The organism is Hyphomonas sp. CACIAM 19H1 (assembly GCF_003325995.1).
Taxonomy (GTDB): Bacteria; Pseudomonadota; Alphaproteobacteria; order Caulobacterales; family Hyphomonadaceae; genus Hyphomonas; species Hyphomonas polymorpha.
This window is the reverse complement of the sequence record NZ_CP016437.1, coordinates 2,875,048-2,899,794: the sequence shown is the minus strand read 5'-3', so window position 1 is coordinate 2,899,794 and position 24,747 is coordinate 2,875,048. Positions and strand designations below refer to the sequence as shown.

Sequence of the window (24,747 nt, the reverse complement as noted above, 5' to 3'; positions counted from 1 at the left end):
GCCCTTACGCAGTTTTCGGCAGCATGTCACGATGCAGTGTTTTGCCGGCCAGCAGGTAATGGATCGCTGCCCAGCCATAGAGCGTGGCAAAGATGATGATCGACCACTGCAGGCCGCGCGCATCGGCGTCGCGGCAGGCCGCAACCTGATCTGCTGCCAGCCCGGTTACATCCTTGCACATCGACAGTGTGAGCCCGAGATCATTCCCGCTGAGCATCATGGTCTTGAGGCCGGTGGACAGGAAACCGATCAGCGTTGGGCCAAGGCCGATGCCGATCAGATTGACCGCGAACAGGGTGATCGCCACCGCCGTGGCCCGCGTGCGGCTGTCCACAACGCCGGCAGAGACGGCATACATCGGCCCGAGATAGAAATAGTGCAGTGTGGCGGCCAGCATCAGCGGCGGGATCATCAGCGGCACGGTGGGGCTGAGATAGCCGAGCCAGTAAAGCGGCACCGACAGGCCCATGCCGAGGGCGGGCATCCAGGAAAGCGCCGTCGGGTAACGCACCGACAGCTTGTCAGCGAGGAAGCCGGACAGGAACACGCCCAGGGCTGCCATGAGGCCGAGCACCAGGGAGAAGATCAGCGCGGCCTGCGTCAGTGTCAGGCCATGTGTGCGCAGCAGGAAGGATGTGGAGAAAGCGGCGACGCCATATCCGGCAAAGGAAGCAATCGCAGCGCCGGCAACGACATGAACATAGGTCGGCTTCTGCATCAGATCCTTGAGCACGGTGCCGAACCCATCGGGTACAGCTTTGCGGGGCGCGCCCGGAGGGTCCGAATAGCCGCGCGGTGGTTCTTTCACGGTGAAGAAAAGAATGAGGGCAAACAGAACGCCGGGCAGGCCCACGGCAATGAACGCGATCCGCCAGCCCTCAAGGCTGTTCCAGTCAACCAGGCCTTGCGCCCAGGTCCAGCCCCATGAGCCCAGAAGGTTGTAGACGTTTTCGCCCGTCACATAGTCGTTGATCGGACCGGCCGAGAGGCCCGCTAGCATGCCGCCAAGGGGCACGCCCAGCGCATAGATCGAGGCGGCCGTCGCGCGGCTGGTCGGCTTGAAATAATCCGCGATCACCGACTGGGCCGGCGGCGTGCAGCCGGCTTCGCCCACGCCTACCAGCAGACGGAAGATGAACAGCGTGAGGAAGCTCGTCGCAAAGCCGCACATCACCGTCATCAGGCTCCACAGGGTGAGCGAGATGACAATGATCATCATCCGGCTGCGCCGCTCGGCGACACGCGCAATCGGAATGCCGAGCGTGGTGTAGAAGATCGCGAAGGCGAGCCCCCCGAGAACGCCCATATGCCAGTCTTCAAGCTGCAGGGAGAGCTTCATCGGTTCGGTCAGGATCCCGAAGATCGACCGGTCGATGAAGTTGAAGATGTAAACAATGAGAAGTGAAGACAGCACATATCCGCGGTAAAGCGGTGTCCCAAAACCGGTGAGATAGCCCGGCTGGGTCGTAGCGCTTGTCTGGCTAGGGGTGGCGGCGTCGGTCATTCGGGTCTCCACGAATAGTCAGGCAAATTTTGCGGATTTTCAGATCGCAGGGCTCCAGCGGTCCTTAAGGAAGGTGCGGGAGGCGAGGAAGTAGAATGCGGCGGCAACCACGAAGAACAGCACCGTGGCCACCATCGACTGACGCAGGCCTTCGGCGTAGGCCGAGCAGAGCGCCGGGCCGAGCTCTCCGAGCTCTGCCATACGGCTGGCGCAGAAGCCGGGATTGAAGGTGGTAAAGGCTTCTTCCAACCCGTTCCTGCGGATAATTCCGCCCATGAAGGCGCTGCTCATCATGCCGGTAAACATCGGGCCGAGACCGTTGCCGATAAGGCTGACGATCAGCAGGAGGACTGAGACCGTTGTGGCGCGCGAGCGCGGGCTGACGATGGCCGTCGACACGGTGTATTGCGCGCCGAGATACGCGTAGTGTGCAATGGCCGCGATCATCCACATCCAGAATGCCATCGTCAGCGACGGCGTCATGAAGGCGGCGATATAGGCGGGAATAGCTACCAGCAGGCCAACACCAGGAAGCCAGGCGACCACCGCCGGAAAGCGCGGAGACAGTTTTTCTGACAGGAAGCCACCGAGGAATGTGCCGAACGCGGCGACGGCTGCGAGCGGCGCGCCATAGCGGATGGCCGCTTCCGAAACGCTGACGCCATGCACGCGCATCAGGAACGGCGCCTGGAAGCTGATCAGGCCATAGCCGACGAAGGCAACGAAAGCGGCGCCCAGCGACAGCGTCCAGAAGGTTGGCTTTGCGCTGAATTCCCGGAAGGCTTCAAAGAACCCGGCCTTCTCGACCGGCGCTTTGCCCTTGGGGTCTGAATAGCCGCGCGGAGGCTCGCGCGTGGTCAGCCACAGGATCAGGGCAACAAGAATGCCCGGCGCCCCGACAATCACGAAGACCAGGCGCCAACCTTCCACCTCTTCCCAGTTGATGCCCGAGAAGAGACCGCCAAGGCCAATCGAGGCCAGGAAGTTGCCGAAATCGGGCCCCTGCAGACCCGCGAGCGCGCCGCCGAAAAGCTGAGCCATCACCCCGCCGATGGTCACGCCCATCGAATAGATGCCGATCGCATTGGCGCGGCTCTTTGGGGGATAATAGTCTGTGATGATCGAGTTGGCGGGCGGCGTACAGCCGGCCTCGCCGATCGCGACGCCCACGCGGAAGAGAAGCAGCCAGATGAAACTCGCCGCCAGGCCGCAAAAGACGGTCATCACAGACCAGATGACCACGCACAGCGAGATGATGAAGACGCGGTTGCCCCGGTCGGCCCACATGGCGATCGGTATGCCCATCAGCGCATAGAACAGCGCGAAAGGCGGCCCGGTCAGCAGACCCCACTGCGTATCGGTCAGCGAAAAGGTGTTGATGATCGGCTGGGCGACGACGGTAATCACCGTTCGATCGATGAAGTTCAGCGTGTAGATCAGCGTGAGGGCAATGAGCACATAGGAGCGGTATGGCTTGCTGCCGAAACCGGTAATGTGGCCGTTGCCAGTTTCAGCCGCGTCTGCGGATGCCGTCATGTGTCGCTCGCCTCCCAGGGAAACGCGCTTCTGCCGGCGCGCCGTTTGATGACCGAACGGTAACGGCCCCGTCGCGCCCTGCAAGTGTTATCGTGAGGGAAGGCGCAGAGGGAGCCTCTTCATTTCCGCCAGACGCGAGTTGAACTTTTCGTGAGCGATGCCTATCTGAGCAACCTTGCAAAGAATTCCACAGCCAAGCGTGAGGCCCTGCGTCATGAACGACCACCGGAAAACGACCGCCCTCGGATCAGTTTACCGGAAGAGTTCACACCATGCCCGCCTCCATAACCTTCGCCTCGCTAAACTTTGCCCTGCCTGACGGCCGGGTTCTTTTTTCAGACCTTAGTTTTAGTCTCAATCAGGAACGCACAGGGATTGTTGGCCGCAACGGCGCTGGCAAATCCACTCTGCTCAAGCTGATTTCCGGCGCGCTGAGCCCTGCGTCAGGATCGGTCACGGTCGCCGGCACGACCGGTGTGCTGCGCCAGTCTTTTGAGCCCTCTCCGGAGGAGACCCTCGCGGGCCTTTTTGCGGTAGAGACTGCACTTGCCTGTCTCCGGCGTATCGAGGCGGGCGCCGGTACCGAGACCGATTTTGCTGAGGCCGACTGGACGCTGGAATCGCGGCTGGCTGAAACGCTGGGCCGCGCGGGCTTGCAGGGCGTGGGATTGGAGACGCCACTCGCCACCCTGTCGGGAGGTCAGCGAACGCGGGCAAGCCTTGCTGCGCTCATTTTTGCAGAGCCCGACTTCCTGCTGCTGGATGAGCCGACCAACAATCTTGACCGTGAGGGACGCGCCGCTGTGGCAGAGCTGCTGGCCGGTTGGCGCGGCGGCGCCGTGGTGGTCAGCCATGACCGGGAACTGCTTGAAAACATGGATGCCATCATCGAGCTGACATCACTCGGCGCGGCGCGCTATGGCGGGGGATGGAGCAGCTATGAAGCGCAGAAGGCGCGCGAGCTCGCAGCCGCCCAGCAGGATCTGGCGCATGCAGAACGGCGCGTCGAGGAGGCCGGAGAAAAGGCGCAGACCGCCGCCGAGCGCAAGGCAAGACGCGATGGCGCAGGCAGCCGCAAGGCCGCCAAGGGCGGTGCGCCCCGCATTTTGCTCGGCACACTGAAGAACAGGGCGGAAGATTCTTCCGGAGCGCTGGGACGTCTGGCCGAGAGACAAAAGGCCGAGGCGGAGGAGGCCGCAACCGAGGCGCGCGGCCGGGTCGAAGTGCTTCAGCCCTTCATTGTGAAACTCGCCCCCACGGGTCTTCCGCCGAATAAAGAGGTGGTGCGCGTTGCCCGACTTGTGGCGGGATATGATGCGGACCGCCCCGTAATCCGTGATCTGTCATTTGATCTGCGAGGGCCTGAGCGGGCGGCGATCTCCGGGCCGAATGGAGCGGGCAAGTCCACCCTGCTCAAGGTCACAACCGGCGCCCTGCCGGCGCTTTCTGGCGAGGCGCTGGTCCACGTACCCTGGGCTCTGCTGGATCAGGAGGTGAGCCTGCTGGAGGGCGCCGGCACTATCCTTGACAACTTTCGGCGTATAAATCCGGAGGCGGATGAAAATGCCTGCAGGGCTGCGCTGGCGCGCTTCCGCTTCAGGGCGGACGCGGCGCTTCAGCCGGTGGCCACGCTGAGCGGTGGAGAACGCCTGCGTGCCGGCCTTGCCTGCGTCCTCGGCGGGGGCGCCCCGCCACAGCTTCTGATCCTGGACGAGCCGACCAACCATCTCGACATTGCGTCCCTGGAAACCGTCGAAGCCGGGCTGAACGCCTATGACGGCGCGCTGCTGACGGTCAGCCATGATGAGACCTTCCTGGAGCGCGTGGGCGTGACCCGGAAGATCAGTCTCAGATGAGGCCGGAAGTGCGGAAGCTGACAACGCCCGATGTGCCGACCACGAGATGATCATGCACGGAAATATCGAAAGGGCCGAGCACATCGATAATTTCGCGCGTAATCGAAATGTCTGCGCGTGACGGCTTGGGATCACCCGAGGGGTGGTTGTGAACGAGGATCAGGCTGGAGGCCTGAAGCTCCAGCGCGCGCCGGGCGATCTCCCGCGGGTAGACGGGCGCGTGATCCACCGTGCCATGGCCCATGATCTCGTCGACGATCAGCTGGTTCTTCCGGTCAAGGAAGATGACGCGGAACTGTTCGCGCTTTTCATGCTGAAGTTCCCGCCGGACATACGCCACCAGGGCGGACCAGGATGAGATGATTTCCCTCGCCTTGATCTCTTCGCGCGCCGCGCGGGAATGAAGCTCGGCAATGGCCTTGATGTAGGCCGCCACCGTTTCCCCCACGCCGGGCACTTTCAGAAGGTCTTCGGCAGGCGCCGCGAGAATGGCCGAGAGGCAGCCGAACTTCCTTTCGAGTGTCTTGGCAATCGGCTTCACATCCCGGCGCGGAATGAAAGCCATCAACAGCACTTCGAGGATCTCGTAATCATCCAGGGCGCCGGCGCCGCGGTTCAGCAGTTTCGTCCGCAGCCTGTCCCGGTGGCCCTGCCAGTGAGGCTTGTCGGCTAGGGCTGGTGCAATGAAAAGGCCGCCGGCCTCATTCAATCCGTCTGCGGATGAAACTTCTGAACTCATAGTGTCAGCACGCGCCCTTCTCCCGGCAGGTATGGAATGTGCTGCCCATGGACAAAGCGATGATCCAGCACGCGAAACGTGCTGGAACATTTCACGAACATTTGAGTTCGTCAAGTAGTTGCAAAAGGTTCAGCGGGGGCTTTCCCAAGGACAACCCAAGGGTATGGGCCTATCCCAGCTTCACCTTGAAAGGCTCATGCCAGCCTTTGGGCGAGGCGGAGAAAATCTCCACGCCCGTTTCGGTCACGCCGACGGAATGTTCAAACTGCGCCGAAAGCTGACGGTCGCGCGTCACAGCGGTCCAGCCATCAGGCAGGATCGCCGCGTCGCGCCGGCCAAGGTTCAGCATCGGCTCGATGGTGAAGAACATGCCGGGTTTCAGCTCAGGGCCGGTGCCCGCTTTGGCGGAGTGGACCACGTTGGGCTCGTCATGGAAAAGGCGCCCCAATCCATGGCCGCAGAAATCATCCACCACTGAATAGCGGTTGAGCCGGGCAATCTCGCTGATCGCGCCGCCGATGTCGCCAAACCGGGCGCCGGGTTTGACGGCGGCAATGCCCGCCATCATGGCTTCATAGGTCACTTCCATCAGGCGTTCAGCTTTGCGCTTCACCTCGCCCACGCCGTACATCCGGCTATGGTCACCGTGCCAGCCGTCCAGGATCAACGTCACGTCGATATTGGCGATGTCACCTTCCTTCAGCGCCTTCGGGCCGGGAATACCATGGCAGATCACATGGTTCACCGAAATGCAGGAGGCGTGGCGGTAACCCCGATACCCGATGGTTGCCGAAACGGCGCCGTGATCCTGCACGAACTCGCGCACAAGCGTATCCAGACGCTCGGTCGTTACACCGGGTTTCACTTCGGGAACCAGCATGTCCAGACATTCGGCGACGAGGCGGCCCGCGCGGCGCATCCCCTCGAAGCCTTCGGCGTCGTGAATGCGGATGTCGCCCGTGCGCATGGGCAGGAGAAGATTTGTATCGTTCATGCCCGCAATATGGCAGTCCGGGCCCCGAGATTCCACTCCCTTCTTGCCGAACACGCAGACCGCTGCCAGTTATCACCGCGACATGGCATGGGAGAGAGCGGGCATGAAGCGGTTCAAGGGACAATTCATGGGGGGCATACTGGCCCTTGCCGGGGCGGTTTTGGCCGCCTGCGCCAGCGCGCCTGCGGGTCTCGAACCAGCCGCGCTGACGGCGCCCGCCGCCGAAGCCCGGCCTGCCTTCAGCGCGGAGGGAATTGCCGCCCTGGAAGCCAGAATGGCCTCGTATGTTGATGGCGGAACTGTAAAAGGCATTGCCACACGCCTGATCCAGGATGGCGAAATCATTTCCGATTTCCGTCATGGCATCCGCCGCCAGGCGGACGGCGCCCCGGTGGAAGAAGATACCATCTGGCGGATCTATTCGATGTCCAAGCCGGTCACCGGCGTCGGGCTGATGATCCTCTGGGAAGAGGGCAAGTTCCAGCTGGACGACCCGATCACCAAGTACTTCCCCGAATTTGAAGGGCTGCAGGTGTTCAAGGGCATGGATGCCGAGGGCAAGCCGATCCTTGCCCCGGTCAGCCGCCCACCTACGGTGCAGGAGCTGATGAGCCATACGGCAGGGTTTGGCTATGGCCTTGCCCCTGGCAACTATGTCGACGATCGCTTCCGCGAGCTGGAGGTTTTCCAGTCGCCTGACGCTGATGAAATGATCCGCCGCGTGGCCACCATCCCGCTGAAGCATGAGCCGGGCGTGACCTGGGATTACTCCATTTCGGTAGACATTCAGGGCGCGCTGATCGAGCGCCTGTCCGGCCAGACGTTGGGCGAGTTTCTGCAGGCGCGCGTTTTTGCGCCGCTCGGCATGACCGATACTGCGTTCTTCGTGCCGGACGAAAAGTACGACCGGTTCTCCGACGTCTGGGGTCCGAACCCGGAAACGGGGGAGCTCGTCCCGCTGCCAATGCCGGGCTTTCAGTATCGCAAGGACACCATCGCCTTTGAAGGCGGCGGGCATGGCCTTGTGGGTACGCTCGGCGACTATGCGCGCTTCACCGATATGCTGGCCAAGGGCGGCACGCTGGACGGGGTTCAGGTGCTGAAGCCGGAAACGGTGCAGCTGATGGCGACCAATTTCCTCCCCGAAGGCGTTTTCATCGGCCACAATGGCACCACGACCGATCCCAATGCCGGCGGCGGTTTCGGGCTCGACTTTGCCGTGATCCTCAATGATGGCGAGGCCTATCCGAAAGGCGCCTTCATGTGGGGTGGCGCGGCGGGCACCTGGTTCTGGGTCGACCCTGTCAACAAGATCAGTTTCGTCGGTATGATCCAGGTATTCGGCGGATCCCTGGACCGCAGTATGCGGACGGAATCGGCCGAACTCGTTTATGATGCGCTTCAGGAGACCAAATGACCCAGCCCACTGCCGCCGTTCTGCTGATTGGGGATGAGCTGCTCTCCGGGCGCACCCGAGACATCAACCTGCAGCAGATTGCGCAATATCTGGAGCCGATCGGTATTCCTGTGCGGGAGTGCCGGACGGTGCCGGATATTGAGGAGGAGATCGTGGCGGCAGTGAACGCCCTGCGGGCGAAGTACACTTACGTCTTCACCACCGGCGGCATCGGCCCGACGCATGATGACATCACAGCGGATGCGATTGCGGCGGCCTTTGGCACGGGCATCTCCGAACACCCCGAGGTGCTGGCGGAAATGGCCGAGCGCTATAAGGCCATGAACACCGATTTCACCCCCGCCCGCCGCCGGATGGCGCGCATCCCGCACGGGGCAAAAATCGTGAAGAATCCCGTCTCTGGCGCGCCGGGGTTCCAGATGGAAAACGTCTTCACTATGGCCGGTGTGCCCCAGATTGCCCGCGCGATGCTGGAGGATATCGGCCCCCGCCTGGAAGGCGGCGCGCGGGTTCACAAGGTGCAGTTGCGCGGCCCTGGCCTGCGCGAGGGCGACCTTGCCGAGCCCCTCGGCGCTATCGCCAAGGCGTATCCGGACGTCTCCATCGGCTCTTACCCCTGGTATCTGGGGACGGGGGATAATGGCGTGGCGCTGGTGGCCCGGTCGACTGATACGGTCAGGCTGGAAACGGTGCGGGGCGAGCTTGAGGCGCTGATGCGGGGCCTGGGTGTGGAGCCCATCCCCGACCCGCTCTGACGACACATAAAGCGTGGATAAGGAGGCAAAAAAACGCCAACGATTCCTCCAACCACGCCGCAGAAAATTCCAACAGAACTCCAAGGGGGAGGAGAGTAAATGCAAGTCCTGACACGCGCGCCCGTCCTGTGGGCGCTTTTCGTGATGATGATCCTGTCCGGCGCCGCGTTCCAGGTTTTCGGGCTGGCGGTGGGCGGGGCGTATCTCGACATGGTCTCAGACCCGGCCGAGGTGCGGGCCCTGTTTGCGGCGCTGACGCCGGAGCAGAAGACTGCCCATTTCTGGGTGACGGTGCTGAACGACACCGTGTTCCCTTTGAGCTTTGGTCTTCTCTTTGCGGGCATGGCGCTGCGCTTCTTTGGGCGCTGGGGAAAGCTGGCGGCGCTGCCCGGTTTTGCCGTGCTGATCTTTGACCTGACCGAGAACACGGTTCAGGCCCTCGCCCTGGCCGGGGTGGCCGACGCGCTCGATACCAAGGCCTGGATCACGCCCCTCAAGTTTGGCCTGTTCTGGCTGGCTGCGGCGATTGCGATTATTGCGGCGCTGATTGGCGTCTTCCGCCTGGTGACCGGCCGCAAGGGCTGAGAGCCGACGCCGCGTCAGGCTTGGCGGGCCCATCTGCGCGCCGTAACACCTTTACTGACCATTTCCGGAGGAGCTTCCATGTCCGAACCCATCGTCCTGACCGAACGCCACGGCGCTGTCTGCCTTGTCACGCTGAACCGACCCGACGCGCTCAACGCGCTCAACCGCGCCCTGCGCGCCGAAATCGTGCGCGTGTTCACTGAGCTGAAAGACGATCCGGAAATCCGCGCTGTGGTGCTGACCGGGGCGGGCCGCGCGTTCACCGCAGGCATCGACCTGAAAGAAGCCGGCCAGACGGGCTTTGCCCTGGGCGCCGACGAGGACAGCAAGTCCATCAACATGCTGGCCGCGCTGGAAGCCTATCCCTGGCCGATCATCGGCGCGATCAACGGCTTTGCCATTACCGGCGGCTTTGAACTCGCCCTGATGTGCGATGTGCTGCTCGCCTCCGAACATACCCGTTTTGCCGACACCCATGCCCGCGTCGGCATTGTGCCGGGCTGGGGGCTCTCGCAGAAGCTTTCGCGCCTCATCGGCATCAGCCGCGCGAAGGAGCTTTCCTTCACCGGCAACTTCATCGATGCGCAGACCTCGGAGAAGTGGGGTCTTGTGAACCGCGTTTATCCGGCGGCGGATCTTGTACCGGCCGCACTGCAGATGGCGACGGAAATGACCTCGACCAATCCGGACCTGCTGCGTAAATACAAGGCGCTGATCGATGACGGCTTCGGCATGAATTTCGCCGCCGCCATGAAGGAAGAAGTGACCCGCTCGATCGACCATTCGAAGTCGGTTTCCGCCTCGGCGGTGGAAGAGGCACGCAAGCAGGTGACCGCGCGCGGGCGGGATCAGCAGGGGTAAGGTTTCCGGCTTCGCCGGCCCTCGCCTCCCACGCGCTGTGCGCGGGCCCTCATCCCAACCCCTTCTCCCAAGGGAGAAGGGGGTTCTTTGTGTCAGGCTGCAAATTCAAAAGCGTCCATCCTCAGCACGCTGAACGTTACGGACGTGTGCAACTGAGCCATGTGCGCACCCTTGCCAGCCGCGCCGAGGGCCACGAACAGCGGCAGGAAATGCTCCTCCGTCGGATGGTTGCGCGCGGCGTTGGGGGCGAGGCTGCGATAGTTCACGAGATCGTCGACGCGGCCTTCGGCCAGCGCCTGGTTCACCCAGTCACCGAAGGATTTTACCCAATCGGGCTCCGCATTCGGGCCGCGCCAGCTGACACTGCGCAGGTCGTGCGTGAGGCTGCCGCTGCCGAGGATCAGCACGCCCTCTTCGGCCAGAGGGCGCAGCGCCTCGCCAAGCCGCAGATGATGCGCCGGGCCAAGATGGGTTTGCAGGGAAAGCTGCAGCACCGGAATATCCGCCGCCGGAAAGGCGAGCTTCAGCGGCACCCAGGCGCCATGATCGAGGCCGCGCGCCGGATCGAGCGTTGCGGGCAGGCCCGCCCCGTCCAGCAGCGCCTTGATGCGCGCCGCCAGGGCAGGGTCGCCCGGCGCGGGGTATTGCTGCTGGTACATCACCTCTGGAAAGCCGCCAAAATCATGGATCGTCGGCGGGGCAGGCGCGGCGGTGATGCTTGGGGCAAGCGTTTCCCAATGCGCGGAGACGGCCAGGATCGCCTTCGGGCGTGGTAATGCGTTGCCCAGCTGCATCAGGAAGTCGCGCGCGGGCACATCATCGAAGATCAGCGTGGGCGAGCCATGCGATACGAAAATCGGCGGGGTCATCAGAGGAAGCCTCCTTCAATCTTGCTTCCCCTTAGGTAAGAGAGGTTTGCTGGCGGGAACAGGCCTGCTCCGGCCTGACTGTTATGCGGGCCTCGCATGAAAGATGCCGGGTTGCGCTGGGGCGCAGGCCGGGCTTAACAGGGGCGGACTTTGGATACTCCCGGGAGGAATGAATGCGCGATGTGGTGATTGTCGAGCCGGTGCGGACGGCGGTGGGCGGGTTTGGCGGCTCGTTCAAGGGCGTGCAGGCGCATGAACTCGGCGCGGCCGTCGTCGAAGGGCTGATGGCGCGCACGGGCCTGGCGAAAGACAAGGTCGATGATGTGATCTTCGCGCAGTGTTACCCTTCCATGGACGCGCCCGCGCTGGGCCGCGTGGTGGCGCTCGACGCCGGCTTGCCGGTGGAAGTGACGGGTATGCAGATCGACCGGCGCTGCGGCTCGGGCCTGCAGGCGATCATCAATGCGACGATGCAGGTGGCGACCGGCGCGATGGACTGCGTGATCGCGGGCGGCGCGGAGTCGATGAGCAACGCGCCTTTCTACTCCACCGGCCTGCGCTGGGGGCTTGGCCAGGGCAACATGACCATCAATGACGGCCTGATCACCGGGCGCCTCACCGCCGGCGGCAAACATTACCCCGTGCCGGGCGGGATGCTGGAAACGGCAGAAAACCTGCGCCGCGATTATCAGATCACCCGTGAGGCGCAGGACGAGTTTGCCGCTGCCTCTCATGCCAAGGCTGTGGCCGCGCAGACATCCGGCGTGTTCGGTGAAGAGATCATTCCGTTCACGGTCAAAGGCCGCAAGGGCGATACCGTGGTGGACCGTGATGAACACCCGCGCGCAGACTCCACGGTGGAGGTGCTGTCGAAGCTGAAGGCCATCCGCCTGAAGCAGGACGCCGAAGCCACCGTCACCGCCGGCAATGCCAGCGGCCAGAATGATGGCGGCTCGGCCTGCCTCGTGATGACGCGCGAGATGGCAGAAGCCAATGGCCTCAAACCCCTGGCGCGGCTTGTCTCCTGGGCCGTGGCGGGCGTTGGCCCGGCGGTGATGGGGATCGGGCCTGTTCCGTCTACGGAAAAAGCACTGAAGCGCGCAGGGCTTTCGCTGAAAGACATTGACCTGATCGAACTGAACGAAGCCTTTGCCGCGCAGGTGCTTGCCTGCACCAAGGCGATGGGCTTCTCGAAGGAAGACTATGCGCGCCTGAACGTGCATGGCTCGGGCATCTCGCTGGGCCACCCTGTGGGCGCAACCGGCGGGCGCATCCTGGCGACGATGCTGCGCGAAATGGATCGCCGCGGGGCGCGCTACGGCCTTGAAACCATGTGCATTGGGGGTGGGCAGGGGCTCGCGGCGGTGTTCGAGCGCGTTAACTGAAAATTCGGTCAGGCTCCGGAGCGTCCGGAGCCTGACAGTAATTTAAACTTGCATTCTGCCTGTGGATGGCGCATATGGCTGGCATCGACATTGGCCGGACGATCAGGCGCGTGCGCTCACCAGGGTGAGTTGCGGTTTCAGAAACTCTCCAAAATTCGATACGCAAGGGCTGGCACACTGTCAGTCCACATATGACTATGAGACTTATCTAAATGACCCAAGGTATCGTGAAGTTCTTCAACACCCAGAAGGGCTTCGGCTTCATTTCGCCCACCACCGGCGGCAATGACGTTTTCGTGCACATCTCGACGCTTGAGCGCTCGGGTATCGCCCAACTCAACGAAGGCCAGAAGGTTTCCTACGAAACCGCCATCGACAAACGTTCGGGCAAGCCTGCTGTCAGCTCCATCGAGCTGGTCTAACAGTTCTTCAAGGCAGACGCCTCGCCGTTTGCCTGACGTAATTGCGAAGCGCGCCTCCTCATCGGGGCGCGCTTTTCATTTGGGGCTCAGAAATCGCGTGAAACAGTGAGGACGAGGTGATGGTTGGTCTCGTCCGGGGCGCCGCGTTCGCTCTCGAACTGGTTCATATAGCCGAATTCCCAGCTTACCTTGTCGTTCATGTCCCAGACGAGCAGCAGCTGGCTGCGGGCTTCGGTGAAGCCGTCAGACTGGCCCCAGTCAGTATCGTTCAGTTCAAAGAACAGATCCGTACTCAGCGAGATTTCGAAGGGGGTGCCTTCGAGAGGACGCTTGACGCCGAACTCCTGGCGCAGCCGCCAGCCGGTATCGTCCCAGCCTTCACGGCGGCGTTCTTCCAGACGCGAGCGGCCATCAAATTCGAAGCCATAAGCTTCGCCGAAATCATAGCTCAGCTGTTGCCAGAGACGGTGTTCCTTCCGGTCCGGCCCCTCCTGGCGAACGCTGCCCCACAGATAGCCGCCGCTGATCTTGAATGTGTCATTCAGGCGATAGCCGATGCCGGGGCGCAGCTCGATCGTGTCGAGATCACCATCGGGCTGGTAGCGCAGATCCGCGTCAAGGGAGAGGCTGATAGCCCTGTTGTCGAAGGGTTTGGCCTTGGTGCTGGCGGCGGTCCATATCTGGTTTTCCGCCAGGGCAGGGCAGGCCGCAGCAAGGACCAGAGCGGTCAGGGCAATACAAGTACGTCGCATGCGGTGGCGTCTACCCCAACAAATCTGACACAATACTGACAAGCAGGCGCGCAACTAGGCGCGCGGAACATACGCGTCAATCGCAGTTTTGTGACATTTTCACTTCAGGGGTGTGCCGGCGGGGTCAGAGCCCGAAATACAGCGTAACGATCACCACGCAGGCGACGTTGAGCCAGAAGCCGGATCGCATCATGTGGCCGATGGAGAATTGCCGCATCCCGAACACCACGGCGTTCGGCCCGGTGGCGATGGGCAACATGAACGCACAGGAGGCCGCCATCGCGCACGGCAGGATCAGGCTGCGCACGTCTATGCCGGTTGCCTCTGCCAGCGCGCCAAGCACGGGCAGGAAAGTGGTCATCGCCGCTACGTTCGACATCACCTCGGTGAGGAAGATAAGGATGCTGACGACGATCAGGATCAGCACGATGGGCGGCAGGGCCGCCAGGCCTGCCAGTGAGTTGCCGAGCCAGCCGGCAAGGCCCGACGCCTGAACCGCCGCGGCCAGCGACAGTCCGCCCCCAAACAGCAGCACAACATCCCAGGGCACAGCCTTGGCATCTTCCCAGTTCAGCAGGGCCCAGCCGCCGGGCTGGTGCTCTGGCGCGCGGCTGCCATGGGGCACGAGGAACATCAGGATGGCCCCCATGATGGCGATGCCCATATCCGTCAGCCCGGCGAACAGGGGAATCATGACAAGCTGTTCCCGCGTGATCCAGGCAAGCGCAATGAAGCCAAACACGATGGCGACGCGCGTTTCGGGCGTCGTCATCTTGCCAAGCGCGTCGCGCTGGGTGCGCACTGTGGCGCCGGCAGCCCTGGCCGAGGCGGCGTCTGACTTGATGCCCCAGGTGAGGATCAGCCACGCCATTGGCAGCATGATCAGGACCACCGGAAGGCCGAAGCTCATCCATTCGCGGAAGCTGATATCAATCCCGGCATTGTCATTCAGCCAGCCCATGGCGATGAGATTGGTGGGCGTGCCAACGGGGGTGGCGAGGCCGCCGATGGAGGCGGAGTAGGCAATCCCGAGCAGCAGGGCGCTGCCAAGCCGGGCGCCGCCGCCCGCTGCCACGGCGACCGAGAGGGCAATCGGCGCCATCATCAGGGTGGTGGCCGTGTTGGAAATCCACATCGAGAGCAGGGCGGTGGCCAGCATGAACGCCCCGGCCAGCAGTTTCAGCCGCCCGCCTGACAGCATCAGCACATTCAGCGCAATGCGGCGGTGCAGGTGCCATTTCTCGATGCCGATGGCCATGATGAACCCGCCGAGCAGCAGCAGCACCACGGTATCGGCATAAGGCGCGGCAATCTCGCGGAGGCTTGCCACGCCTGTCAGCGGCAGAAGCGCCAGCGGGATCAGCGAGGTGGCAGCAATCGGGATCGCCTCGGTGGCCCACCAGATGGCCATCAGCACCAGGACACCAGCGACAAGCATACCGCCCCGTTCCAGTCCTTCGGGCGGCGGCAGCACGGCAATCAGGATGGCAAGGGCGGGCCCGGCAAACAGTCCCAGGCGGGCGGCAAAGCCGGGCTTCAGCGCGGCGGCCTGCCGGTCTCCTGTTGTCATTAATACAGTCCCCGCTTGTTTCGCTTCCCGACGCTACCGGTTTTTTGCCGGAGGGCAAATGGTGCCGGCGGCCGGACTCGAACCGGCACGGCCGTTGGGCCTAGGGATTTTAAGTCCCCTGTGTCTACCGTTTCACCACGCCGGCACCTTGGGAGGGAGCGTTAAGGCGCGCCTTCCGGCTTGGCAAGCAAGGGATGTCTTGCGCCCCCAAACGCAAGGCGCCCGCGCTCCGGGGCGGGAGCGCGGGCGCACGTCGCTGCGCGCCGGCAGGGGTGGCCGGCGGTGGGGGAGATCAGGCAGCGACGGTGGAGAAGGTGCGGGCGACCCTGGCAATCTCGGTTTTCGCGCCGGCAATCGCGGCATCGCGTGCTTCGGGGCCATAGCCGATCTTTTCAGCATGGATGAAGGTGACGTCCGTGATGCCGATGAAGCCGAGCAGGTGGCGCAGGTAGGGTTCCTGGAAATCTGCTGCAGCGCCGGGGCCTTCCGAATAGAGCCCGCCGCGCGAGGTGAGCACGATGACCTTCTTGCCTTTCAGCAGGCCTTCCGGGCCTGCCTCGGAATAGCGGAAGGTTTCACCGGCGCGCAGCACGAAGTCGAACCAGGCGCGCAGGGAGGTTGGCACCGAGAAGTTATACATCGGGGCGGCGATGACGATGGTGCCGGCGGCACGCAGCTCTGCAATCAGTTCGTCGGAAAGGGCGCGGGCTGCAAATTCCTCTTCGGTGGCAGGCGTGCCGCGTACCCCGGCAAGGTTTGCCGTGGTCAGGTGGGGCACAGGATTGCTGCCAAGGTCGCGGCGCACGACGGCCGTGTTCGGGGCCGCCTCAAGCGCGCGGCTGACCGTTTCCTCGATCAGGATGCGGGACACAGACGCGCCGGTATTAGCGCTGGAATTGATGACGAGAAGATTGGACATCGGATGCCTCCATTTGGCGTGTCGTTTCAACACCGCTGGAAATGGGGGCGGACGGGCGGCTTTGATCCCGCGGGCTCACGATAACATTTATGCAGGGACGTGATGAAAAACCGGTCCCTGCGGCCGCTCATGCGCTGAAGGATCAGGCGCTCTGCTTGAGGCTCGACAGCAGTTTGGGGGTCAGCGCCTTGTTGAAGCGGGAGATATTGGCGACCGACTCGTGCGAGAAGCTCGCGCCCGAATACCAGGACCGGGCCTGCCCCTGCATCGCCTGCATCCGGCCAAGAAGGCCGCCTTCGATGGCCTTGAGATTGAGGTGGGGGAAATAGCGCCAGTTCTTGACGTTTACCACGTTGACCAGGCGCGCGCCGAGATCGGCCAGATCCCGCTCCAGGAAGACGCGCAGTTCCGGCACCGTGTAATCGCCCGGAATCTGGCCGGTGACATAGAGATGGCCGCCGAAGTCCGGGCTGTGCCCTTCATAACGCGCCGAGATAAGCTGGCCGGGATAGGAGCCCGGCAGGAAAGCCTTCGAGAAGGAGCGGATGTCTTCCTCGGTGAACCAGTTTTCCACGACGATCAGCGAGGTGGCATAGCCTTTCCATGTCACCGCATCGGCCACGGCGCGTTCATCCGCTGTCGGATCAGTGACGAGGCGCGCCCAGTCATCCAGCGGAATGGTGCAGGCAAGGGCGCTGGCGGCGAGTTGTTGCCCGTCAGCAAAATGCAGCAGCGCTTCCTTGGGGCTTCGTTCGATCTTGGTGATCTGATGGGAGAGGCGCACATCGAAATCTTCCGCCAGCACTTCCCAGAAATTCGACCAGCCCTGTGAGGGCATGATCAGCTTGCCGGTGGCGCCGCTGATGATGGCGTGATGGTCTACCCACATCATCGCCTGGTAGATCGACACTTCATTCAGATAGCCATAGCCCAGCGCCGTTACGGCGCGGTACATCATGCGCATGATCTTGGGCAGTTTCTGCTCGGTCAGCCAGTCTTCGGCAGACATGGCCGCCTCGGCCAGCGCGCGGGGATCATCGGGGTTTTTCTTCAGCCGGCCGAGCAGGTTCTGGCGGCGTGCCAGATAGATCATCACCTGCTGAGGCAGGGAGGCGCCGGGGGCTTCGTTCACATAATCGCGCATGCCGGCGCCATCGACCGTTGTGCGCCGGAGCAGGCGGAAAGGCTTGCGCTGGCGGCGCATCCATTTCAGCACGTCCTTATAGGCGCCTGTGGCATAGCAGGTGCCCATCTCGGCAATCAGGTCGCCAAGGTCCATGCTGTCGGACTTTCCGCCGAGGCGGTCTGCCTGTTCGATCAGGGTGACCTGTGAATAACCTGTGAGCCGCAGATATTGTGCAAGCGTCAGCCCGCCGGGGCCTGCGCCGACAATCGCCAGGGAAGTTCGATCCGGCAGGCTCATAGATAGTTATTCTTCGGTTAACACGACCGTGAAGGTCGCACGCTTCGGGAAAAACCGATCTTCATCATGTCCTGTTAGTAACGCTCGCATGAAGATGTCGATAGGCCTGTCAGACGTTATACTTTTCCCGCTCATTGGGGTCGGGAGATTCAAGCGCCGTGAGACGCCTGATGTCCCTGCCTATATGCACCATCGTCTGGTGTCACTACTGACGGTGATGGGCTTTATCAACATCGTGAACTCTGCCGCGGTCGTGTTCACGCTGTATGGCGAAACAAATACTGCGCTTTTGTTTGGCTGGATGATTCCGGTGTGGGTGTTCGCGATTTCGCAGATCGCCTGGAGCCGCAGCCGCTGGGACCGTTCGCCGGCGCGCCCTGTTCGCGGACGCTTCCTGCGCCGCGCTGAAGTGGCCACCGGTGTGGTCGGTGCCTGGTGGGGCCTTTGTGTCATTCTGGCGCCGGCGGGCGATGTCGGCCTCAAAGTGTCGATGTTTGCCATCGTGTTTGGCATGTGTGCCGGCGTGGTGGCCGTTGTTTCGCCGGTGGCGAACGTGGCGGCCCGCTTCCTGCTCGGCGCGGCGACCACGGCAACTGTCGGATTTTTCCTGGCGCCCGTGGGCCTGCCGGCCACAATCGTGGTGCTCGGCCTTGTTCTGACGCTGGCCTCGGCTTTCGCCAGCCTCAACGCCTATCGTAACCTGCTGATGGAGATGGAGGCCAAGCGCCTCGCCGCACAGAACCACGAACAGCTGCTCGATGCTGTGACCGCGATCCCGGAAGCGTTCGCCATCTATGATGCGGCCGGCAATGTGATCATCCAGAACGCTGTTCACCAGCGCTGGTTCCCCAAGGGGCTGGACAAGACGGATTTCCGTCCGGGAACGGACATGCGCAAGCTGGCCGATGTTGGCGGCGTGATGCGGTCCTGTGTGCCGACCAGTTCGGGTGGCCGTGTGATCATCCACACCGATGTTTCCAAGATGGACGATCTTCGTCAGGAGGCGGACGAAGCCCGCCGCGATGCCGAAGAAGCCCGCCTGGCTGTGGAGCGCTTTGTGGGCTCGGTGACGCGCGAACTGCGCCTGCCGCTGCGCACCCTGCGCACGATTGCCTCGCGCTTTGAAACCCGCAGCAATATTCCTTTTGACGACAAAGAGATCCGCCTTGCGGGCGGCAAGATGGTGAGCTTCGCGGACCAGGCGCTGAGCCTCGTGGATGAGGTGCTCTCCATCACGCAGGGCGGCGACAGTGTGGTTGACGGCGCGGACGTGTCGCTGAAGACGACGCTCGCGCAGGTGATCACGCAGAAGCATTCGGCGATCACCACGCTGGGCGTGGAGATTGACGAGCCCAGCGGTCAGGACGCGATGATCGACAGCGCCAAGGCGGCCCGTGTGCTGTCGCGGGTATTCTCGGCGGTTCTGCTCGAACTGGGCCAGGTGTGCCGGGGCGGCGGATCGCTGCGCGTGCGCTGCGGGGTGCGCGGTGAGCAGGGCTGGGTGTCCGTCGAGGCGGCAAAACTGGCCAATGGCACGCTGCAATCGGAACTGACCGAGGATTATCTGTCGGAAAGCTCTGAGAACCGGCTCGTCTGGCGCGCGCTGATGCAAACCATCGGTGGACAGATCGAAATGCGCGAGGCACGTAACGGATCGATCGTGTACATCCTGAAGTTCAACACCAACGCCACCTCGACCAAGCAGGGCGACGCCGAAGCGCTGGCCCGCCCGCATTCCGGCCGCGCTGCCTGAGGTCAGCCCTCGGGCAGGGGCGTGAATTCCTGATCATCGCCATCGGGCAGTTTCATGCGGCCCTGCTTCCAGTCTTCCTTGGCCTGTTCCAGGCGTTCCTTGGACGAAGACACGAAGTTCCAGAAGATGAAGCGTTCGCCGACAGGTTCGCCGCCGAGCACCATCACGGTTGACGCTTCATCTGCGGTCACCACGACGTCGCCCTTGCCGAGCACGGCCATCTGGCCCGCGCCGATCTTCTGGCCGGCCACGTCCGCGCTGCCGCTGGCGACATAGACTGCGCGCTCAGGATACTCATCCGGCACTTTGCGGCGGGCGCCTGTCTCCATTTCCCAATGCATATAGAACATCGGGGACCGGGTATTTACCCGCGCGTCGAGGCCCTCCGCTTTGCCGGCGATCAGGCGCCCCTTGAGGCCGGTCTCGTTCCAGACCGGCAGGGTGTCAGCGGGGTGATGCCAGAAGCCGGGATCGATTTCCTCGTCCTCCGTCGGCAGGGCGACCCAGGCCTGGATGCCGTGCATATGGGCGCCGTTCATCCGGGCATATTCGAGACGTTCAGAATGGGTGATGCCCTTGCCGGAAGTCATCCAGTTGACGGCGCCCGGCTGGATTTCCTGTTTGAAGCCAAGGCTGTCGCGATGGGTCATCGCGCCGGAATAAAGATAGGTGACTGTCGAGAGGCCAATATGCGGGTGGGGCCGCACATCCAGCTCGCGCGGGATGCCGGGGGCGAAATCCACAGGGCCCATCTGGTCGAAGAAGATAAACGGGCCGACCATCCGGCGTTTGGCGAAGGGCAGCACGCGGCCCACTTCAAAGCCGCCGCCGAGGTCTCGCGTGCGCTTGTCGATGATGAGTTCGATCATGATAGGCCTCCCTTGTCTGGCATCAGTGTAGCCCACATGGGCGCGATGATGAGGTTTTTCTCGCCGCGTGCGTCTTATATGAGTTATGTCAAATCTGTTGATCCTGGGAGGACTTATCCAATGACCCTATCAAGGCGCTTCCTGCGCACGGCCGCCATCGCGGCATTTGCCGTCGTGGCTACATTTCCGGCAGCAGCTGAAACCGTCATCATCCATGCCGGCAAGGTGCTGGATGTGCCGGGCAATCCGGTGCGCGGGGCGACCACGATCACGGTCACCGATGGCAAGATCGTCTCCCTGGAGAATGGCCACAAGGCTGCGCCCAACCGTTCGGTGCGCGTGATCGACCTGAAGGACAGCTTCGTACTGCCCGGCCTGATCGACAGCCACGTTCACCTGACCTCCGACACCGGCGGCATTGCCGGCCAGCTGGAAGGCGTGACCCTTTCCCCGGCCGCCCAGGCTTTCGATGCCTGGACCAATGGCATGAAGACGCTGAACGCCGGCTTCACCACCGTGCGTAATCTGGGCGATGGCGACGGGGCCGTGATGGCCCTGCGTGATGCCGTCAAGGACGGCCAGGTCATGGGGCCGCGCATCCTCGATTCGGCCGCCTCCATCTCCGTTTCCTCCGGCCATATGGATGGGTCGCTGGGCTTCCGGGACGATCTGCGCCCCTTCTTCAAGGCGGAAGGCAACACCTGCGACGGCGCGGAAGACTGCCGCCGCGCGGTGCGCCTGCAGGTGGCGCGCGGGGCGGACGTGATCAAGCTGGCGACGACCGGCGGGGTCAACAGCCGCATCGGCGCGGGCCTTGGCAAGCAGATGTTCGAGGACGAGGCGGATGCCATCGTCGCCACGGCCAAACTGTTCGGCAAGAAAGTGGCCGCCCATGCTCACGGCGCAGACGGCATCCGCATCGCGCTGGAAGCTGGCGTCGACTCCATCGAGCATGGCACCATCCTTGATCCGGAAACCATTGAGGTCTTCGTCGCATCCGGCGCCTATTACGTGCCGACGCTTTCGACCGTGAACGGATATATCGAGCGGATTGAAGCCAACCCCGACGCCTATGAGCCCGATGTGCGCGCCAAGATCGATTGGCGCATCGGCATTACCGGCAAGAGCCTTGAAGTGCTCCACCCGAAAGGCGTTCCGATTGCTTTTGGAACCGACGCCGGCGTATCCAAGCATGGCCGCAATGCCGATGAGTTCGAACTGCTGGTCCGCTTTGGCCTGACGCCGATGGAAGCCATCGAGGCCGCCACCGTCAACGCGGCAGACCTGCTTGGCGTGTCCGATATTGCCGGCACCCTGGAGCCGGGCAAGAGCGCCGACATCATCGCCGTCAAAGGTGATCCGCTGGCGGACATCAAGGTTCTCAAATCCGTGAACTTCGTGATGGCCCGCGGCCAGGTGGTCAAGCAATAAGCTTCTGCCGCTGGCAAAGGCTCCTGCCAGCGCAAAAGAAAGACCCCGGACAGAAGCGTCCGGGGTCTTTTTGTTTTTGCAGGCGGCTGATGATCAGACGACGGTAAGCCAGTCAGGCCGCACATATTTCTCGCCCAGATCCCGCGCGACGAGCTTATGCGCGATGGTGCCCTGATCCACCGTCAGGCCATTTGCCAGATGCTTGTTGGCATTGATCGCCGCGCGCGCGCCACGATTGGCAATCTGCATCACGAAAGGCAGCGTGGCATTATTCAGCGCATAGGTGGAGGTGCGCGGCACCGCGCCGGGCATGTTGGCCACGCAATAGTGCAGGATGCCGTCCACCTCATAGATCGGATCATCATGCGTGGTCGGACGGCTTGTCTCGAAACAGCCGCCCTGGTCAATCGCGATGTCAACCAGCACCGAGCCGGGCTGCATTGTGGAAAGCTGCTCGCGGCTGATCAGCTTGGGCGCCGAGGCGCCGGGGATCAGCACCGCGCCGATCACAAGGTCTGCATCCTTGATGGCTTCGGCCAGGGAGTGCGCGGTGGAGTACATCGTGTTGACCGTGCCCCGGAACTGTTCGTCGAGTTCGCCGAGGCGGTCATTGTTGCGGTCGAAGATCCAGACATCGGCGCGCATGCCCACGGCAATCTCCGCCGCATGGGTGCCCGAGACGCCGCCCCCGATGATGACGACCTTGGCAGGGGCCACGCCGGGCACGCCGCCCAGCAATATGCCGCGGCCCCGGCCCTTCGTGCGCATCAGCGCGCCGGCGGCCACCTGCATCGACATGCGCCCGGCCACCTGGCTCATCGGACGCAGCAGCGGCAGGCCGCCGCGCGCATCCGTTACGGTTTCATACGCTATCGCCAGGCAGCCCGAGTTCATAAGGCCCTTGGCCTGCACTGGATCGGGCGCCAGGTGAAGATAGGTGAAGAGGGTGTGATCCTTGGTGAGGCGCGCGGTTTCTTCCGGCTGCGGTTCTTTCACCTTCACGATCAGTTCGCTCTCGCCGAAAACGGCGTCCGCATCGGGCAGGATGGACGCGCCGATGGCGGTGTAGGCTTCGTCGGCAAAGCCGGATGCCACTCCCGCGCCGGCCTGGATGTTCACCTGATGGCCAGCGCGAACGAGTTCGCCAACGCTTTCAGGTGTCAGACCGACACGGGATTCCTGCTTTTTGATTTCTGTTGGAACACCAATTCGCATGTGCCTCTCCTTAGGGAAAGATCATGCCTATAAACCGCCTTTTGAGGCGGTTCTACCCCTGCGCAAAAGTCAGGCAAAAAGAAAACCGCGTGTGGAATCCGGGTAGGCCCACACGCGGTTTGAGATTTCAGGCCCGGTATTCTGAGCCTTCAGGCAGATTACATGGAGCGCGAGATGGTGAACACGACGCGTTCGTCAGCCAGGTTTGAGCCGTCGATGTCGGTATCCCAGTAGCGCAGGTCGAAGCCGAAGCCGAGGGCGGAGTAGGTGCCGCCGATCGACCAGTTGGTGTAGTCGTCGCCGTCGTCGAACTGGTAGTTACCGAGGCTGGCGTCCACCGAGAAGGCGTCCGTGAAGGAATAGCCCGTGGTGGCGTTCAGGTAGAGATTCTTGTTGTCGATGTCGTAGTAAGCTTCGCCGCCAACCGAGAGACCGCTTTCGAAGGAATAGCCGAGGGCACCCTTGATTTCGAGGAAGTCGAGATCGTCATCTTCCGTGTCCGGATAGGTGTAATAGATAACGCCCAGATCCCAGCTGATGCCGTTGGCGAGTTCGCCAGCCAGACCGCCATAGAAGTCCAGTTCGACGTTGGCATCGGAATCGCTGTCGAAATCGATGCTGGAAGCCCAGGTGCCAGCATAGAACATGCCGTTGGTGTAGTCGAAGCCGCCGGAGATGGCGAGGTCGCCGTTCGACTGCGAAACGCCGCGCCAGACATAGTCCGACGACAGAGCGACGTTGCCCGAGAATTCCCCCTGGGCGGATGCAGTGCCGGCCGCTGCCAACATGGCAGCAAGTGCGACACCTGCCTGATAAAACTTCATACGCATGCGTGTTAACCCCGTCTTGTGATCACGCTCCCGCTTGAGCGCCACGAACGAAGTTGCCGGTCTTTCCCCGCCTTGCCGATGCTGCCGCCACGCGAACACGCGTGAGAGGCATTTAATCGCACCGAATTTGGGCAGGCGGCGCCACCCATGCCTTACAATTGTGCGGCGCAGCGTCCAGAAATCAGGCAGTACCCGAGTCAGCGTGCCTTCAGCGGGGCATATCCAAGGTGCATCCCCGCATCCACCAGCAGGGTTTCGCCAGTTATGTGACGGGAAGCATCGGTAATGAGGAACAGCGCAGAATCGGCGATGTCATCAGGGCCGGAAGCCACGTTCAGGGGCACGGAAGCGGCGACCCCGGCTTCCATCTTGCTGTATTGCGCCTCGCTCATCGTGTCCTTGAACCAGCGGGTGCCGATAAAACCCGGGCAGACGGCGTTGACACGAATGGCTGGGGCGAGCGCCCGGGCGAGGCTGATCGTCATCGTATTGAACGCGCCCTTGGACGCAGCATAGGCCACCGAGGAGCCCACCCCCGCCACCCCGGCGATGGAGGAGACATTCAGCACAGCCGAGGCGCGGCCGGTCTGGCGGTGCGCCTCAACCAGCAAGTCCTTGGTTTTCTGAAGCAAAATGAAGGGGCCGGCGACATTGACCGAATAGAGATGCAGGAAATCCTCGCGGCTGAGCGCGTCGAGGTCGCTATGGTCGCGGGCATGTTTGGTGATGCCGGCATTATTCACCAGAATATCGAGCCGGCCTGCCTGGGCGGCGGCCTCGGCCAGCTTCTGGCAGCCTTCGTCGGTGGAGACGTCGGCCTGGACGAGGCGCGCCTGGGCGCCGGCGGCCTGGCAATCGGCCACGGTGACCTCTCCGTCGGCGATGGATTTGGTACAGTTGATAATGACGCTGGCGCCGCGCTCAGCGAGTTTCAGGGCTATGGAACGGCCCAGGCCGGTGGCTGAGCCGGTTACCAGGGCAGTGCGGCCTTCAAGATCGCGCGGGGTCATCTGTCGTCTCCATTATCCCTTGTTTTTCCTGAGGGTTTGCTGATCGCGCGGC

22 protein-coding genes and 1 tRNA gene are annotated in these 24,747 nt (G+C 62.8%); 9 read left to right on the top strand and 14 right to left on the bottom strand.

Annotated features, from left to right (window positions below; translation table 11 throughout):
- Positions 1-4 precede the first annotated feature (4 nt).
- The gene (locus BBF93_RS13410; RefSeq protein WP_035599627.1) at positions 5-1,504 is read right to left on the bottom strand and encodes an MFS transporter; all 1,500 of its coding nucleotides are present in this window, start codon (positions 1,502-1,504) and stop codon (positions 5-7) included.
- 39 nt (positions 1,505-1,543) lie between these two features.
- Entirely contained in the window at positions 1,544-3,040 is a 1,497-nt protein-coding gene (locus BBF93_RS13405; protein ID WP_035599625.1) for an MFS transporter, read from the bottom strand.
- A 272-nt stretch (positions 3,041-3,312) separates the two neighbouring features.
- Here BBF93_RS13405 and BBF93_RS13400 point away from each other — a divergent pair, with 272 nt between their 5' ends.
- Complete coding sequence (locus BBF93_RS13400) at positions 3,313-4,896, top strand: ABC-F family ATP-binding cassette domain-containing protein (RefSeq protein ID WP_114106264.1); 1,584 nt, start codon at positions 3,313-3,315, stop codon at positions 4,894-4,896.
- Here BBF93_RS13400 and radC read toward each other — a convergent pair.
- Positions 4,889-5,635, bottom strand: a complete 747-nt coding sequence (gene radC / locus BBF93_RS13395; protein WP_114106263.1) for a DNA repair protein RadC — start codon at positions 5,633-5,635, stop codon at positions 4,889-4,891. The genes BBF93_RS13400 and radC overlap by 8 nt on opposite strands.
- 169 nt (positions 5,636-5,804) lie before the next feature.
- Positions 5,805-6,629, bottom strand: a complete 825-nt coding sequence (gene map, locus BBF93_RS13390; RefSeq protein WP_035599621.1) for a type I methionyl aminopeptidase — start codon at positions 6,627-6,629, stop codon at positions 5,805-5,807.
- A 103-nt stretch (positions 6,630-6,732) separates the two neighbouring features.
- Between map and BBF93_RS13385 the strand changes: the two genes are divergently transcribed.
- From BBF93_RS13385 to BBF93_RS13370, 4 genes are all read left to right on the top strand, one after another.
- Positions 6,733-8,046 carry a serine hydrolase gene (locus BBF93_RS13385; RefSeq protein WP_162786569.1) on the top strand — a complete coding sequence of 438 codons (1,314 nt, stop codon included), beginning with the start codon at positions 6,733-6,735 and terminating at the stop codon, positions 8,044-8,046.
- Positions 8,043-8,801 (top strand): molybdopterin-binding protein, encoded by a 759-nt coding sequence (locus tag BBF93_RS13380; RefSeq protein ID WP_035599617.1) that lies wholly within the window; start codon positions 8,043-8,045, stop codon positions 8,799-8,801. The genes BBF93_RS13385 and BBF93_RS13380 overlap by 4 nt, the downstream gene beginning before the upstream one ends.
- Before the next feature lie 99 nt (positions 8,802-8,900).
- On the top strand, positions 8,901-9,386 hold the full coding sequence (locus BBF93_RS13375; protein ID WP_114106261.1) for a hypothetical protein: 486 nt from the start codon (positions 8,901-8,903) through the stop codon (positions 9,384-9,386).
- 78 nt (positions 9,387-9,464) lie between these two features.
- Positions 9,465-10,247, top strand: coding sequence for an enoyl-CoA hydratase (locus tag BBF93_RS13370; RefSeq protein WP_114106260.1), 783 nt, complete (start codon positions 9,465-9,467; stop codon positions 10,245-10,247).
- Positions 10,248-10,339: 92 nt separating this feature from the next.
- Here BBF93_RS13370 and BBF93_RS13365 read toward each other — a convergent pair whose 3' ends face one another.
- The gene (locus tag BBF93_RS13365) at positions 10,340-11,116 is read right to left on the bottom strand and encodes a class III extradiol ring-cleavage dioxygenase (protein ID WP_199288412.1); all 777 of its coding nucleotides are present in this window, start codon (positions 11,114-11,116) and stop codon (positions 10,340-10,342) included.
- 173 nt (positions 11,117-11,289) lie between these two features.
- On the opposite strand from BBF93_RS13365, the gene BBF93_RS13360 reads away from it, so the two are divergent.
- Both BBF93_RS13360 and BBF93_RS13355 read left to right on the top strand, forming a co-directional pair.
- Positions 11,290-12,501, top strand: a complete 1,212-nt coding sequence (locus tag BBF93_RS13360) for an acetyl-CoA C-acetyltransferase (protein ID WP_035599610.1) — start codon at positions 11,290-11,292, stop codon at positions 12,499-12,501.
- 212 nt (positions 12,502-12,713) lie between these two features.
- Positions 12,714-12,923, top strand: a complete 210-nt coding sequence (locus tag BBF93_RS13355; protein ID WP_035599606.1) for a cold-shock protein — start codon at positions 12,714-12,716, stop codon at positions 12,921-12,923.
- 86 nt (positions 12,924-13,009) lie between these two features.
- Here BBF93_RS13355 and BBF93_RS13350 read toward each other — a convergent pair whose 3' ends face one another.
- The 5 genes from BBF93_RS13350 to BBF93_RS13330 form a co-directional block, all read right to left on the bottom strand.
- A complete protein-coding gene (locus BBF93_RS13350) occupies positions 13,010-13,675 on the bottom strand; it encodes a DUF2490 domain-containing protein (protein ID WP_114106258.1) in 666 nt (221 codons plus the stop codon).
- Between the two features lie 124 nt (positions 13,676-13,799).
- A complete protein-coding gene (locus tag BBF93_RS13345; protein ID WP_051612608.1) occupies positions 13,800-15,245 on the bottom strand; it encodes a DASS family sodium-coupled anion symporter in 1,446 nt (481 codons plus the stop codon).
- Between the two features lie 59 nt (positions 15,246-15,304).
- Positions 15,305-15,390: transfer RNA gene (locus BBF93_RS13340), tRNA-Leu, on the bottom strand.
- 147 nt (positions 15,391-15,537) lie between these two features.
- Positions 15,538-16,164: an FMN-dependent NADH-azoreductase gene (locus tag BBF93_RS13335; RefSeq protein WP_114106257.1), complete on the bottom strand. Its 627-nt coding sequence runs from the start codon at positions 16,162-16,164 to the stop codon at positions 15,538-15,540.
- Between the two features lie 142 nt (positions 16,165-16,306).
- Complete coding sequence (locus BBF93_RS13330; protein WP_114106256.1) at positions 16,307-17,587, bottom strand: FAD-dependent oxidoreductase; 1,281 nt, start codon at positions 17,585-17,587, stop codon at positions 16,307-16,309.
- Between the two features lie 184 nt (positions 17,588-17,771).
- Here BBF93_RS13330 and BBF93_RS13325 point away from each other — a divergent pair, with 184 nt between their 5' ends.
- Positions 17,772-19,340, top strand: a complete 1,569-nt coding sequence (locus BBF93_RS13325; RefSeq protein ID WP_162786568.1) for a HAMP domain-containing histidine kinase — start codon at positions 17,772-17,774, stop codon at positions 19,338-19,340.
- 2 nt (positions 19,341-19,342) lie between these two features.
- Here the strand turns inward: BBF93_RS13325 and BBF93_RS13320 are convergent, their stop codons facing one another.
- Positions 19,343-20,209: a pirin family protein gene (locus BBF93_RS13320; RefSeq protein WP_035601857.1), complete on the bottom strand. Its 867-nt coding sequence runs from the start codon at positions 20,207-20,209 to the stop codon at positions 19,343-19,345.
- 120 nt (positions 20,210-20,329) lie between these two features.
- On the opposite strand from BBF93_RS13320, the gene BBF93_RS13315 reads away from it, so the two are divergent.
- On the top strand, positions 20,330-21,640 hold the full coding sequence (locus tag BBF93_RS13315; protein WP_114106254.1) for an amidohydrolase family protein: 1,311 nt from the start codon (positions 20,330-20,332) through the stop codon (positions 21,638-21,640).
- 93 nt (positions 21,641-21,733) lie between these two features.
- Here BBF93_RS13315 and ald read toward each other — a convergent pair whose 3' ends face one another.
- From ald to BBF93_RS13300, 3 genes are all read right to left on the bottom strand, one after another.
- A complete protein-coding gene (gene ald / locus BBF93_RS13310; protein ID WP_114106253.1) occupies positions 21,734-22,855 on the bottom strand; it encodes an alanine dehydrogenase in 1,122 nt (373 codons plus the stop codon).
- A 158-nt stretch (positions 22,856-23,013) separates the two neighbouring features.
- Positions 23,014-23,685 (bottom strand): TorF family putative porin, encoded by a 672-nt coding sequence (locus tag BBF93_RS13305; RefSeq protein WP_233349129.1) that lies wholly within the window; start codon positions 23,683-23,685, stop codon positions 23,014-23,016.
- 197 nt (positions 23,686-23,882) lie between these two features.
- Positions 23,883-24,695, bottom strand: a complete 813-nt coding sequence (locus BBF93_RS13300) for an SDR family NAD(P)-dependent oxidoreductase (protein WP_114106252.1) — start codon at positions 24,693-24,695, stop codon at positions 23,883-23,885.
- Positions 24,696-24,747 lie beyond the last annotated feature (52 nt).